Raw genomic sequence first — 13,003 nt, 5'->3', positions numbered from 1 at the left:
TTCCCAAATTAAGCTCTAAGTAAGTGCTTGCTAATAAATTTCCAATGTTCCGGTGACACGGGGGTGATGGACAGGCGGTTACCGCGTGCGAGTACGAGCATGCCGTCGAGTTCGGGCGTCTCACGCATTTCCGTCAACGGCACGAGCCGTGTCTTGCGATCGAGCTTGACGTCGACAAGCAGCCAGCGCGGTGTGTCGGGCTGTGATTTGGGATCGAAGTAAGGACTCTTTGGGTCGAATTGTGTGGGATCGGGATACGCTTTCGAGGCGACTGTGGCGAGCCCGGCAATGCCCGGTACTGCGCAGCTCGAATGGTAGAAGAGTACGCCGTCGCCCACTTGCATGTCGTCGCGCATGAAGTTGCGCGCCTGATAGTTGCGAACGCCGGTCCATGGAAGGGTCTGCTGCCGGGCGTTGGCGAGATCGTCGATGCTCGCCTCTTCGGGTTCGGACTTCATCAACCAGTAGCGTTGGGCCATGAGGTGTCGGTGTTGGGTGTGGTGCGGTACGGTGGGCATTGTGAGGACATCGCGTGCGAAGACGATGTATCTGTTATCGAATGTTTGCCGCACTGCGATATTGGGCCAATTCCTATACTATGCTTTTGTGACCTTTGCGTGACGTTTCATGTACATGTTCAACCGCCTATGCCGATAGGAGCGTGAGTCATGGCAGCAGAGCCGTCTGTTCGTAGCAACGCGTTCATCTTCTATTCCCTCGCCACGGTGTCGTTCATCGAGACCAGTGTCCCCGAGTTTGTCTCCACGCTCAACCAGATGTATGGCGACGACGACGAGATGCGCACATGGCTTCAAGATACCTGGCTGCCCGAGGAAGTCGAGCACGGGCGACTTGCCAAAGACTATATCGCCCGTGTGTGGCCGGAGTTCGATTGGTCCCGGGCTTATGAGGCGTTTCTGGCACGCTACAAGCCACGCTGCGACGTGCAGTACATGCGCCCGTCGCTGGCGCTCGAGGCCCTGTCGCGGTGCGTCACAGAGACGCAGACGGCCATGATCTACCGCTGCCTCGAATCGTATATGCCGGTCGACGAACTCAAGCAGATGATGCATAAGCTGAGCAGCGAAGAAGTCGGCCACTACCGCTATTTCCGCAAGACCTTCGACCGGTACAACGCGGTGGAGCAGCACGGGGTTATCAGTCGGTTGCGCACGATGGTGGCGCGCAGCGAACTCGTGCGAGACGAAGACATCGCGTTTGCGTTCGAACCGCTCAACCGCTTCTGGCGCACGCCGCCGCCGTTCGAGACGATGACGTGGGATGCCTTCCTGGAGATGTCGGGCGACGTCATGAAGCAGTACATGCCGGTGGAGGCTGCCACGCGCATGATGTTCAAGCCGCTGGAGACCGGATCGTGGTGGCGCGACCGTCCGGTCAAGGCGCTGATGGCGTTCATGGTCAGGCGCCAATACCCGCAGTTGGGCAGTGAGGCCTGAGGTCGCTGGCGCATCGTTCGATCCGGCTGTCCGATCGTTTTCCAGGGACGAAAAAAAACCCCGCCGAGGCGGGGTTTTTTCGTTGCCGGTAGAGCGTATTACTTGCTCGTGCCGACGACTTCGACTTCCACGCGACGATCCGGTGCGAGGCAAGCCTTGAGCTTGGCGTTAACCGGGCCCTTGCAATCGGTCGTAACCGGGTTACGCTTGCCCTTGCCTTCCGTGTACACGCGGTTGGCTTCGACGCCCTTGCTGACCAGGTAAGCCTTCACAGCTTGAGCGCGGCGCAGCGACAGACGGTCGTTGTACTTGTCCGAACCGATGCGGTCCGTGTAGCCCGTAGCAACCACGACTTCCAGGTTCAGAGCCTGAACCTTGCTAGCCAGGTCGTCCAGCTTCTGCTTGCCGGCCGGCTTCAGGATAGCCTTGTCGAAGTCGAACAGTGCGTCAGCCTGGTACGTGACCTTTTGCGAAACCGGAGCGACCGGAGCGACCGGGGCCGGTGCCGGAGCTGCGACTTGAGCGATGATCGAACCGTCGCACTTGGCGTTAGCCGTAGCCGGGGTCCAGTACGCATCGCGCCAGCACAGTTCGTCCGAGCCGTTCTTCCAAACCCACTCGCCGCTGCCGTTCACCCAGTTGTCGTTGACGGCTTGCTTCGAGGCCGCGATCGGGCCCGGAGCCTTCTCGACGTAGTTTTGGGCCATAGCCGAAGCAGCCATCACTGCGGTAGCTGCAACGATCGCGAGCTTAGCGAATTTATTCATATTTCTCCTCTCGAAATGAGATTACCGCAGGTTTACTGCGAGCCTAGACGACAGAACCAAAGTCTTACATCGCTCGAAGTATAACATCGGCAAATGCGCGAAAGCATGGCCCATGCACTTCGAATAATGTCTAACTTATGCCACGGCATTTTGCCATAGCGATTCGGACGCTCGCGATAAAAACCCCAGCTTTGCCGCCCGTCGTGGCGCAGTTGTGGTTTGAGCGCAACACCTTTTGAGGCCCCTCGCCAACCGTTTCATTTCTTTCCCTTGTTTGACGTTTTGGCGTGCCAGACGTCTCTTGTGCATCGCATCACGCTCGTTTCGGATGCCTATGACGGGCATGTTAGAATCGCAAGATCATATCGCCGGCAGCCGCCTATCGCGATTAGGGCTTGATAGACACGGATAATGGATCAGTTCGCCAAAGAAACTCTCCCGATTTCGCTCGAAGAAGAAATGCGGCGGTCGTACCTCGATTACGCCATGAGCGTGATCGTCGGCCGCGCTTTGCCGGATGTGCGTGACGGCCTGAAGCCAGTTCACCGCCGCGCGTTGTTCGCCATGCACGAACTGAACAACGACTGGAACCGGGCTTACAAGAAGTCCGCGCGTATTGTCGGTGACGTCATCGGTAAGTACCACCCGCACGGCGACGCCTCTGTATACGACACCATCGTTCGCATGGCGCAGCCGTTCTCGCTGCGCTACATGCTGGTCGACGGCCAGGGCAACTTCGGTTCGGTTGACGGCGACAACGCCGCCGCCATGCGATACACCGAAGTTCGTATGGCCAAGATCGGCCACGAACTGCTTGCCGACATCGACAAGGAAACCGTCGACTTCGGACCGAACTACGACGGCAGCGAAAAGGAACCGCTGATCCTGCCCGCGCGCATCCCGAACCTGCTGCTCAACGGTTCGTCGGGCATCGCCGTGGGTATGGCCACCAACATCCCGCCGCACAACCTCAACGAAGTCGTCGAGGGTTGCCTATATGTATTGAAGAATCCGGAAGCGACCGTCGACGAACTGATCGAGATCATTCCGGCGCCGGACTTCCCGACTGCCGGCATCATCTATGGCATCTCCGGCGTGCGCGAAGGTTATCGCACCGGCCGTGGCCGGGTGGTGATGCGCGCGAAGACGCACTTCGAAGACATCGATCGCGGCCAGCGCGTAGCGATCATCGTCGACGAACTGCCGTATCAGGTGAACAAGCGCTCACTGCTTGAGCGGATTGCCGAACTCGTCAACGAAAAGCGTCTGGAAGGTATTTCCGACATTCGCGACGAGTCGGACAAGAGCGGTATGCGTGTCGTGATCGAACTCAAGCGCGGCGAAGTGCCCGAGGTTGTCCTGAACAACCTGTATAAGCACACGCAGTTGCAAGACACGTTCGGCATGAACATGGTGGCGCTGGTCGACGGCCAGCCCAAGCTGCTGAATCTGCGCGAAATGCTGGTGCACTTCCTGGCGCACCGCCGCGAAGTGATTACTCGCCGTACCGTCTATGAGCTGCGTCGTGCCCGTGAGCGCGGCCACGTGCTCGAAGGTCTGGCGGTAGCACTCGCTAACATCGATGACTTCATCGCGATCATCAAGGCAGCGCCGACGCCGCCGATCGCGAAGGCGGCGTTGATGGAGAAGTCGTGGGATTCGTCGGTCGTGCGCGAAATGCTGGCGCGCGCCGAGACCGAAACGCAGGGTGGCCTGGCGGCCTACCGTCCGGAAGGGCTCGACGTTGCCGTGGGCGTGCAGCCGGATGGGCTGTACCGTTTGTCGGAAACGCAGGCGCAGGAAATTCTGCAGATGCGTCTGCAACGCCTGACCGGTCTGGAACAGGACAAGATCGTTTCCGAGTACAAGGAAGTGATGGCGCAAATCGCCGACCTGCTCGACATTCTGGCCAGCCCGCCGCGTGTGACGGCCATCATCAGCGAAGAGCTGACGGCCGTGCGCGCCGAATTTGGCGACGCCCGCCGCTCGACCATCGAACACAACGCGACCGAACTCGATACCGAAGACCTCATCACGCCGCAGGACATGGTCGTGACGTTGTCGCATTCGGGTTACATCAAGTCGATGCCGCTGTCCGAGTACCGTGCGCAGAAGCGTGGCGGTCGCGGCAAGCAGGCGGCAGCCACGAAGGACGACGACTGGATCGACACGCTGTTCATTGCGAATACGCACGACACGATCCTGTGCTTCTCGAACCGTGGCCGCGTCTACTGGATCAAGGTTTATGAAGTGCCGCAGGGTTCGCGGAACTCGCGTGGCCGTCCGATCGTCAATATGTTCCCGTTGCAGGATGGCGAGAAGATCAACGTGGTGCTGCCGGTCAAGGAGTACACGGAAGATCGCTTCGTGTTCATGGCAACGAGCTTGGGTACGGTCAAGAAGACGCCGCTTGCGGCCTTCAGCCGTCCGCTCAAGAAGGGCATCATCGCGGTGAATCTCGACGACGGCGACGTACTGATCGGCGCGGCGATTACCGACGGCGCCCACGACGTCATGCTGTTCTCCGACGCAGGCAAGGCTGTGCGCTTCGACGAGAACGACGTGCGTCCGATGGGACGCGAGGCGCGGGGCGTTCGTGGAATGCAGCTCGAAGACGGTCAGACCGTGATTGCGCTGCTGGTCGCGGAGAACGAGCAGCAGTCGGTGCTGACGGCAACTTTGAACGGCTACGGCAAGCGCACGTCGATCACGGAATATACCCGCCACGGCCGTGGCACTAAGGGTATGATTGCGATCCAGACGAGCGAGCGCAACGGCCGTGTGGTTGCGGCGACGCTGGTCGATCCGGATGACGAGATCATGCTGATCACGACCGGTGGGGTGCTGATCCGCACGCGCGTCTCCGAGATTCGCGAAATGGGTCGCGCTACGCAAGGGGTGACGCTGATCAGCCTGGACGAAGGTACGACGCTCTCGGGTCTGCAACGCATCGTTGAGTCCGACGCGGAAGTTGCCGAAAATGGCGAGACGCAAGGCGACGATGAGACGCCGGAAGCGGATGTCACCGAGTAATACCGGCGTAACTCGATGTAATCTAGGGGTGCATTGCCCCGAAAAGTCAGTAGAATCTGGCCCGATGCAGTGAAGTGCCCAGGCGAGGATGCATCTATTTATCGTCAGCGAAGGCCGACGAACTTTGGAGTGACTATTACTATGCAACACAACGTCAAGAAGTGGATGTGGCTGCTGCTCGCAGCACCGGCAATGGCAATGGCTCAGCAGAGCGCTCCGCTTGACGCGGACAAGAAGGCAGCCATCAAGGAGCTGCTTGAAGCCATCGACTCGAGCAAGCTCGTCAGCGCCATCGGCGACGGCGCGGCACAGCAAGCCAAGCAACTGGCTCCGCAGGTACTCGAGCGTCAACTGGTTGAAAACAAGACGTTGAGCGACGCGCAGAAGCAGGCCATCGTGCCGACGCTGCAACAAAACTCGGTGCAAAAGCTGGTTGACGGCGCGGGAAAGGTCTTCACGACCGACGCCTTCAAGAACGACGCTGTGCAAGCGCAGTACAACGCTTACGGCAAGTTCTACACGACCGACGAAATCAAGGGTCTGACCGCTTTCTACAAGAGCGCAGTCGGCCAGAAGTACATCAAGGTGCAGGATCAGGTTGGCCAGGAAGTCGTTGGCGGCCTGATGCAGAAGTACATGCCGCAATCGATCGACGCGACCAGCAAGCAAGCTGACGCCGAAATCGCGGCAGCCGCCAAGTCGGCACCGAAGGGTCCGGCCAAGAAGTAAATTTCGGCCAGTCCCCTCGGGGATTGCCGGATAATGGTCGTTTGCGAGAGATCGCAAACGGCCATTTTGCGTTGGAGGAGGCAATGTCGCCACCAACGCAGGCGTCAGTTCGGATCATTCCGAGAGACGGTCGGTCGGCGTCTGATTTAAGACGGGTGCCCGCACCTAATGCCTAACTGGCGGTATAGTGAGTCTTTGCCGCAGCCGCTAAACGAGTCAAGACGTGAAACGCAAGCCGCACGGGTCGAATTCCGCCGGCTTGCGTTTCACTTTTACTGCAGCAAATCCAATATGACGCGCGCTTTCAATTTTTCCGCCGGCCCGGCTGCATTGCCGGCCGAGGTCCTCACCCAGGCGGCCGAGGAGATGCTCGACTGGCACGGTGCCGGTATGGGCGTGATGGAGATGAGCCATCGCGGTCGCGAGTTCATGAGCATCCTGGCGCAGGCGCAAGCCGATCTGCGCGAGCTGCTGGCCGTCCCGGACAATTACCGCATCCTGTTCATGCAGGGCGGCGCGCTTGCCGAGAACGCTATCATCCCGATGAATTTGCTGGGTGGTGCACGTGCCAATGAGCGCCGCACGGCCGATTACGTGGTGACCGGTTCGTGGTCCGTCAAATCGGAGAAGGAAGCGCGCAAGTATTGCGACGTCAACATTGCCGTGAGTACCGAGGCCGAGAAGTTCACTCGCTTGCCGAAAGTCGACGAGTGGAAGCTTTCGAAGGATCCGGCGTACGTGCACATTTGCACGAATGAGACCATTCACGGCGTAGAGTATTTCTGGACACCCGATCTGGCGGCTGCCGGTCTGCCGGACGTGCCACTCGTTGCCGACGTTTCCTCGCACATTCTTTCGCGTCCGATGGACGTGTCGAAGTTTGGTGTGATGTACGGCGGTGCACAAAAGAATATCGGTCCGTCGGGGCTGACGGTCGTCATCGTTCGTGACGATCTGCTGGGTCGTGCGTTGCCGTTCACGCCGAGCGCTTTCGACTGGAAGATCGTGGCCGAGAACGATTCGATGTTCAATACGCCCCCGACGTACGCCATCTATATCGCCGGTCTGGTGTTCCAGTGGCTCAAGCGTCAGGGCGGTCTGGCGGCAATGGAGGCGGCGAACAAAGCGAAAGCCGATCTGCTGTACGGGTATCTCGACGGCAGCGGCTTCTATCGCACGTCGGTCGCGCCGGATTGCCGCTCGCGTATGAATGTGCCGTTCTTCCTGAACGACGACGCACTGAACGAAACTTTCCTGGCCGGCGCTCGCGAGCGCGGCCTGCTGCAACTCAAGGGCCACAAGTCCGTGGGAGGCATGCGCGCCTCGATCTACAACGCAATGCCGCTTGCCGGCGTCGAGGCACTGGTCGACTACCTGCGCGAATTCGAGCGCAGCCACGGCTGACGAGGGCACATTGCCAGTGCGACGCGTGTTCCTCAATTTGATTGGGAGCGTCGCGCTGGGAGTTGCCTGACCATGTCACATAGCAAGAAGACAATACGCTCCATGGAAGACGATCTGAACGCATCGCTGCGCCCCTTGCGCGAGAAAATCGATGCCATCGACGCGCAGCTGCTCAAGCTGTTGAACCAACGTGCGGCCGTCGCCCTGGAAGTGGGTGAGGTCAAAAAGCGTTTCGGCGCGGCAGTGTTCCGGCCCGAGCGCGAACTGCAGGTGATTTCGCGTCTGCAACAAGCTAATGACGGACCGCTTTATGGGGACAATCTCGCGTCGATCTGGCGCGAAATCATGTCGGCCAGCCGCGCGCTCGAGAAGGTGATGACCGTGGCCTATCTCGGCCCGGCGGGAACCTACAGTGAGCAAGCGGCCTTGTCCTATTTCGGCCAAAGCGTGAAGGGCCTGCCGTGCCCGTCGCTTGACGAAGTGTTCCGCGCTGTCGAAGCGGGCAGTGCCGATTTCGGTGTCGTCCCCGTCGAGAACTCGACCGAAGGCGTCGTGTCGCGCACGCTGGACCTGTTGCTGCAGAGCCCGCTCACCATCGGTGGTGAAGTGGCGTTGCCGATCCATCACAACCTGATGTCGCGCACCGGCACGCTCGACGGTGTGACGCGTATCTGTTCGCATGCGCAGTCGCTGGCGCAATGCCAGCATTGGCTCACGGCACACTTTCCGCAGCTTGAGCGTCAGGCCGTGTCGAGCAATGCCGAAGCCGCCCGCATGGCGGCAGCCGACCCGTCCATCGCGGCGATTGCCGGCGAGTCGGCGGCGACGCAGTACGGACTGCAAATCGCTTTCTCGCACGTGCAGGACGATCCGCATAATCGCACGCGCTTCGTCGTCATCGGTACGCAGGACCCAGCACCGAGCGGTCGCGATCAGACGTCGCTGATTCTCTCCGTGCCGAACCGTGCAGGCGCAGTGGTGGCGTTGCTCGAACCGCTGGCGAATAACGGTGTGTCGATGACGCGTTTCGAATCGCGTCCCGCGAAGAGTGGTACGTGGGAGTATTACTTCTACGTCGACTTCGAAGGGCATCGCGACGATGAGAACGTCGCGAAGGCGCTCGAGGCGCTTCGCCAGAATGCGGCCTACTGCAAGGTGCTCGGGTCGTACCCGCGTTCCGCCTGAACGACAGGCGGGCCACCATGCGTCTTAATAAACTCGTTATCTGCGGCGTCGGACTGATCGGCGGTTCGCTTGCGCGCGCGCTCAAAGCCGCGGGTGCGGTGAACGAAGTCGTGGGCGTCGGCCGGACCGAAGCCTCGCTCGCACGCGCTTGCGAACTGGGTGTGATCGATCGGGCTGCCACGTCGATGGCGGACGCGTTGTCGGGGGCGGACATCGTGCTGCTCGCCGCACCCGTCGCGCAGACGCCGGCGCTGCTGGCGGCCATTCGTCCGCATCTGAGCGGCGAGACGATCGTGACCGATGCTGGCAGCACCAAGACGGATGCCGTCGCCGCTGCGCACGAGGCGCTGGGCGACGAAGCCTGGCGTTTTGTGCCGGGGCACCCGATCGCCGGGGCGGAGCTGTCCGGTGTCGATGCCGCGAAGGTCGATCTCTACCGTGACCGTCGGGTCGTGTTGTGCCCGCAACCGGCCAATCGTGCAGACGATGTCGCACGCGTGCGGGCGATGTGGGAAGCGACCGGCGCACGCGTCTCGGAGATGACCGAGCGGCAGCACGATCGCGTATTCGCGTCGGTCAGCCATTTGCCGCACGTGCTGTCGTACGCGTTGATCGCGCAGATTCTCGATGCACCGGATGCTGCGCTGAAGTTCGGATTCGCTGGCGGTGGTTTTCGGGATTTCACGCGCATTGCGGCGTCGAATCCGGAGATGTGGCGTGACATCTGCGTCGCCAACCGCGACGCGCTGCTCTCCGAACTGGACGGTTACCTCGCCACGCTCGGCTCACTGCGTCAATTGATCGATGCCGGCGACGGTGCCGGTCTCGAGGCCGTGTTCGCTCGCACCAGTCAGGCGCGAACGGATTGGGCCAAGCAACAGGAAAAGTAATGGAAACGCTCGATCTCGGCCCATACGGCCACGCCGAAGGCACGCTTCGTCTGCCCGGCTCGAAAAGTATCTCGAATCGCGTGCTGCTGCTCGCGGCGCTCTCGCGCGGTACGACGCACGTGCGTGAGCTGCTGGCGTCTGACGACACGCGAGTCATGCTCGACGCGCTGGCCGCACTGGGCGTCAAGTGGACGCAGATCGGCGACTCGCGCGATTTCATCGTCGAGGGTTGTGGCGGCGTGTTTCCTGTGAAGGCCGCAAAGCTCTTCATGGGGAATGCGGGCACGGCGATTCGTCCGTTGACGGCCGCGTTGTCGCTGAGTCACGGTGACTACGAGGTCTTGGGGGTGGCGCGGATGCACGAGCGCCCCATTGGCGATCTGGTGGACGGGTTGCGCCAGCTTGGCGCGCAGATCGATTACCTCGGGAATGCCGGGTACCCGCCGTTGCATATCAAGCCGGCTGAGGTGATCGCGCCTGCCGCCCCGATTCGCGTGCGCGGCGATGTGTCCAGTCAGTTCCTGACGGCGCTGTTGCTGACGTTGCCGCTGCTGCCATCCGCGACGGGGGAGATCGTTGTGGAGGTCGAGGGCGAATTGATTTCGAAGCCGTATATCGACATCACGCTGCGTCTGCTGCGTCGATTCGGCATCGACGTGCGTCAGGATGGCTGGTCGCGATTCACACTGCCTGCGGCGGATGCCGATGGTGCGAAGTACCGGAGTCCGGGCGAGGTGCGTGTTGAGGGCGATGCGTCGTCGGCGTCGTACTTCCTCGCCGCCGGTGCTATTGGTGGCGGGCCGTTGCGCGTCGAAGGTGTGGGGCGCGACAGCATGCAGGGCGATGTGCGTTTCGTCGACGCGCTGGCGGCCATGGGCGCGCGCGTCACGATGTTCGATGACGCCATTGAGGTGCACGGCATCGACACGCCCTCCGGCAAGCTGCGCGCTGTGGATATGGACTTCAATCACATTCCCGATGCAGCCATGACGATTGCCGTCGCGGCCTTGTTCGCGGACGGTACGACGACGCTGCGCAATGTGGCGAGTTGGCGAGTGAAGGAGACGGATCGGCTGGCGGCGATGGCGATTGAGCTTCGCAAAGTCGGTGCGACGGTGGAAGAGGGGGCCGATTATCTGCGCGTGACGCCCCCGGCTACGCTTACCGCCAACGCTGCTATCGACACTTACGACGATCACCGGATGGCGATGTGCTTCTCGCTCGTGAGTCTGGGGGGCGTACCGGTCACCATCAACGATCCGAAATGTGTCGCCAAGACATTCCCGACGTACTTCGCGGAGTTCGCGAGAGTCGCGTCCTGAAACAAGGGTGATGCAATTGCATCACCCTTGTCCGGTCATGGTCTGCCAGAGCAGCACGCCATTGAGGGCAACGATCGCACCGGCGATCAGCCAGGCCGTCGCAAGTAGCACACCGCGTACTCGCCATTGCCCCATGAGCTTCGCGTCGCCAGCAAATCGTACGAGCGGAATCACGGCGAAGGGCAATTGCAGACTCAGAATCACCTGACTGAAGATCAGCAGGTTGGTGGTCTGCGCTTCTCCGCCGTGGCCGACGATTAACAGGGCAGGAACAAGAGCCAGCGCACGCGTGATGAGCGCGCGTTGCCAAGGCTTCATGCGCAGGTTCAGAAAGCCCTCCATCGTGACCTGACCGGCGAGTGTTGCCGTCACCGTCGAGTTCAGACCGCAGGCGAGCAATGCGACCGCGAACATCACCCCGGCCCATTGGTTGCCGAGCAGCGGCGCGAGCAACTTGTGTGCATCGCCGAGGGACTCAACCGACGTGTTCCCGCTGGCATGAAAGACGGCTGCGGCCAGGATAAGCAGCGCTGCGTTGATCAGGAACGCGAAACCGAGCGAGAGTGTGGTGTCCCATTGGGTCGTCCGTAGCGCAAGGTGCATGGCCGCAGGCGTGCGTTCGGGCATGGCTTCGCCACGCATACGAAGCAGTGCCGAGTGCAGGTAGAGGTTGTGGGGCATGACGGTCGCGCCGAGAATGCCCGTGGCGAGCCAGAGCATGCCTGCTTGCGCCACGATCTCGCTGCGCGGACGCAAACCCGCAGCGGCCGCGCCCCAGTCGGGATTCGCGAGCGCGAGTTGCGCAGCGAAGCAACCCGCCGTGAGCAGAATCAATGCGGCGACGGCGCCTTCGAGGCGTCGCTGCCCGAAGCCTTGCAACCCGAGCATCGCGAACGCGAGGGCCCCGGCGAGCACTACGCCCACGGGCAGCGACAGACCGAACAGCAGTTGCAACGCCACCGCGCTGCCGATGATCTCGGCAAGATCGCAGGCGATGATTGCGATCTCGCAAAGCCCCCATAACGCTAGCGAGATGCGACGGCTATACTGGCTACGTGAGAGTTGCGCGAGATCGCGTCCGGTCACCAGACCCACGCGCGCGGCCAGCCACTGCAACAACAATGCCATGACGCTCGAGAGCAACACTACGCTCAGCAGCGTGTAGCCATAGCGGGCACCACCGGCGATGGCCGTGGCCCAGTTACCTGGATCCATATAGCCGACGGCGATCAACGTTCCCGCCCCGGCAAACCCCATCCACCGCTGCGCGCGGCGCGGCGTACGGTTTTGCTGATCGGGCGGCGGCACCCATTCGGGGCCAGCTAAGGGATAATCGCGGCTTTGCATGGCAGTGACATCTTCCGGCGACGCAAAATAGCGTCTACATCTAAATGATAATCATTATTATTTGGATGGGAAGTATTATTTTTTAATGTGTTGAATAGACAGAGACGAAGGGATGCCTGATTTGACGGTGGTGGACGACTCGATTCCGGTCATTACGGTGGATGGCCCGACGGCATCCGGCAAGGGCACGGTGGCACACCGTGTGGCCGACGAGCTTGGCTTTCATTACCTCGACAGCGGGGCGCTTTACCGGCTGACCGCGCTGGCGAGCGCACGCCACGGGATCGACCCGGACGACGTCAGCGCGCTGGCGGTGCTCGCCGAGACGCTCGACGTGCGTTTTCGCGATCAGCGGATCTGGCTGGCAGGCGAGGACGTGACTGACGCGATCCGTGCGGAGGCGATCGGCAACCGGGCTTCGAGTATTGCGGTGCACAAGGCGGTACGCCAGGCGCTCAGGGCGCTCCAGCGGGGCTTCAAGACCGCGCCAGGCCTTGTGGCGGACGGCCGCGACATGGGCACGGTGATCTTCCCGGAAGCCGATCTGAAGGTCTTTTTGACCGCCACACCACAGGCGCGTGCCGAGAGGCGGTATAAGCAATTGATAGAAAAAGGATTTTCTGCTAACATAGACAGTCTCATGCTGGATCTTGAGGCGCGTGATGCGCGGGATCGTACCCGTGCGGAAGCGCCGCTAAGGCCGGCAGAGGGTGCGCGGGTACTCGACACATCGGGGCTCAACGTCGATCAGGCGGTGGCTCAGGTACTCGAATGGTTCGCGCAAGTGCAGTACCCGCAAGGCGCCTGACCGGGTGTTTCATGCAGTCATCCGGCTTGGCTTTGTCTAACCTTTAACCCAACCGTTGTAC

Annotated in this window: 11 protein-coding genes; 8 read left to right on the top strand and 3 right to left on the bottom strand. The window is 61.2% G+C overall.

Annotated elements, in window-relative coordinates; translation table 11 throughout:
* Positions 1-8: 8 nt before the first annotated feature.
* Complete coding sequence (locus tag PCO31010_RS16070; protein ID WP_150665132.1) at positions 9-479, bottom strand: EVE domain-containing protein; 471 nt, start codon at positions 477-479, stop codon at positions 9-11.
* A 189-nt stretch (positions 480-668) separates the two neighbouring features.
* Between PCO31010_RS16070 and PCO31010_RS16065 the strand changes: the two genes are divergently transcribed.
* On the top strand, positions 669-1,457 hold the full coding sequence (locus PCO31010_RS16065; protein WP_150665131.1) for a hypothetical protein: 789 nt from the start codon (positions 669-671) through the stop codon (positions 1,455-1,457).
* 98 nt (positions 1,458-1,555) lie between these two features.
* Here PCO31010_RS16065 and ompA read toward each other — a convergent pair whose 3' ends face one another.
* Complete coding sequence (gene ompA / locus PCO31010_RS16060) at positions 1,556-2,224, bottom strand: outer membrane protein OmpA (protein WP_150665130.1); 669 nt, start codon at positions 2,222-2,224, stop codon at positions 1,556-1,558.
* Positions 2,225-2,635: 411 nt separating this feature from the next.
* Between ompA and gyrA the strand changes: the two genes are divergently transcribed.
* The 6 genes from gyrA to aroA all read left to right on the top strand — a co-directional run bounded on the left by gyrA (position 2,636) and on the right by aroA (position 10,787).
* Positions 2,636-5,257, top strand: coding sequence for a DNA gyrase subunit A (gene gyrA, locus PCO31010_RS16055; RefSeq protein WP_150665129.1), 2,622 nt, complete (start codon positions 2,636-2,638; stop codon positions 5,255-5,257).
* Between the two features lie 141 nt (positions 5,258-5,398).
* Positions 5,399-5,986, top strand: a complete 588-nt coding sequence (locus PCO31010_RS16050) for a DUF2059 domain-containing protein (RefSeq protein WP_150665128.1) — start codon at positions 5,399-5,401, stop codon at positions 5,984-5,986.
* Between the two features lie 291 nt (positions 5,987-6,277).
* The gene (gene serC / locus PCO31010_RS16045) at positions 6,278-7,390 is read left to right on the top strand and encodes a 3-phosphoserine/phosphohydroxythreonine transaminase (RefSeq protein WP_150665127.1); all 1,113 of its coding nucleotides are present in this window, start codon (positions 6,278-6,280) and stop codon (positions 7,388-7,390) included.
* Between the two features lie 102 nt (positions 7,391-7,492).
* The gene (gene pheA, locus PCO31010_RS16040; protein WP_150665126.1) at positions 7,493-8,575 is read left to right on the top strand and encodes a prephenate dehydratase; all 1,083 of its coding nucleotides are present in this window, start codon (positions 7,493-7,495) and stop codon (positions 8,573-8,575) included.
* 17 nt (positions 8,576-8,592) lie between these two features.
* Positions 8,593-9,465, top strand: a complete 873-nt coding sequence (locus PCO31010_RS16035; RefSeq protein WP_150665125.1) for a prephenate dehydrogenase — start codon at positions 8,593-8,595, stop codon at positions 9,463-9,465.
* Positions 9,465-10,787: a 3-phosphoshikimate 1-carboxyvinyltransferase gene (gene aroA, locus PCO31010_RS16030; protein WP_150665124.1), complete on the top strand. Its 1,323-nt coding sequence runs from the start codon at positions 9,465-9,467 to the stop codon at positions 10,785-10,787. The genes PCO31010_RS16035 and aroA overlap by 1 nt, the downstream gene beginning before the upstream one ends.
* A gap of 21 nt (positions 10,788-10,808) precedes the next feature.
* Here aroA and PCO31010_RS16025 read toward each other — a convergent pair whose 3' ends face one another.
* A complete protein-coding gene (locus PCO31010_RS16025) occupies positions 10,809-12,134 on the bottom strand; it encodes an Nramp family divalent metal transporter (protein WP_150665123.1) in 1,326 nt (441 codons plus the stop codon).
* Positions 12,135-12,246: 112 nt separating this feature from the next.
* On the opposite strand from PCO31010_RS16025, the gene cmk reads away from it, so the two are divergent.
* Complete coding sequence (gene cmk / locus PCO31010_RS16020) at positions 12,247-12,942, top strand: (d)CMP kinase (RefSeq protein WP_211279352.1); 696 nt, start codon at positions 12,247-12,249, stop codon at positions 12,940-12,942.
* Positions 12,943-13,003: the final 61 nt, after the last annotated feature.

It is taken from the genome of Pandoraea commovens, assembly GCF_902459615.1.
Lineage (GTDB): Bacteria > Pseudomonadota > Gammaproteobacteria > Burkholderiales > Burkholderiaceae > Pandoraea > Pandoraea commovens.
This window is presented reverse-complemented; position numbering and strand designations above follow the sequence as displayed.

What these genes read in the sequence shown, in the direction of transcription:
- PCO31010_RS16070 (WP_150665132.1), bottom strand. Translation starts at nt 479, where the DNA reads ATGGCCCAACGCTACTGGTTGATGAAGTCCGAACCCGAAGAGGCGAGC.
- PCO31010_RS16035 (WP_150665125.1), top strand. Translation starts at nt 8,593, where the DNA reads ATGCGTCTTAATAAACTCGTTATCTGCGGCGTCGGACTGATCGGCGGT.
- gyrA (WP_150665129.1), top strand. Translation starts at nt 2,636, where the DNA reads ATGGATCAGTTCGCCAAAGAAACTCTCCCGATTTCGCTCGAAGAAGAA.
- ompA (WP_150665130.1), bottom strand. Translation starts at nt 2,224, where the DNA reads ATGAATAAATTCGCTAAGCTCGCGATCGTTGCAGCTACCGCAGTGATG.
- PCO31010_RS16025 (WP_150665123.1), bottom strand. Translation starts at nt 12,134, where the DNA reads ATGCAAAGCCGCGATTATCCCTTAGCTGGCCCCGAATGGGTGCCGCCG.
- PCO31010_RS16050 (WP_150665128.1), top strand. Translation starts at nt 5,399, where the DNA reads ATGCAACACAACGTCAAGAAGTGGATGTGGCTGCTGCTCGCAGCACCG.
- pheA (WP_150665126.1), top strand. Translation starts at nt 7,493, where the DNA reads ATGGAAGACGATCTGAACGCATCGCTGCGCCCCTTGCGCGAGAAAATC.
- PCO31010_RS16065 (WP_150665131.1), top strand. Translation starts at nt 669, where the DNA reads ATGGCAGCAGAGCCGTCTGTTCGTAGCAACGCGTTCATCTTCTATTCC.
- aroA (WP_150665124.1), top strand. Translation starts at nt 9,465, where the DNA reads ATGGAAACGCTCGATCTCGGCCCATACGGCCACGCCGAAGGCACGCTT.
- cmk (WP_211279352.1), top strand. Translation starts at nt 12,247, where the DNA reads ATGCCTGATTTGACGGTGGTGGACGACTCGATTCCGGTCATTACGGTG.
- serC (WP_150665127.1), top strand. Translation starts at nt 6,278, where the DNA reads ATGACGCGCGCTTTCAATTTTTCCGCCGGCCCGGCTGCATTGCCGGCC.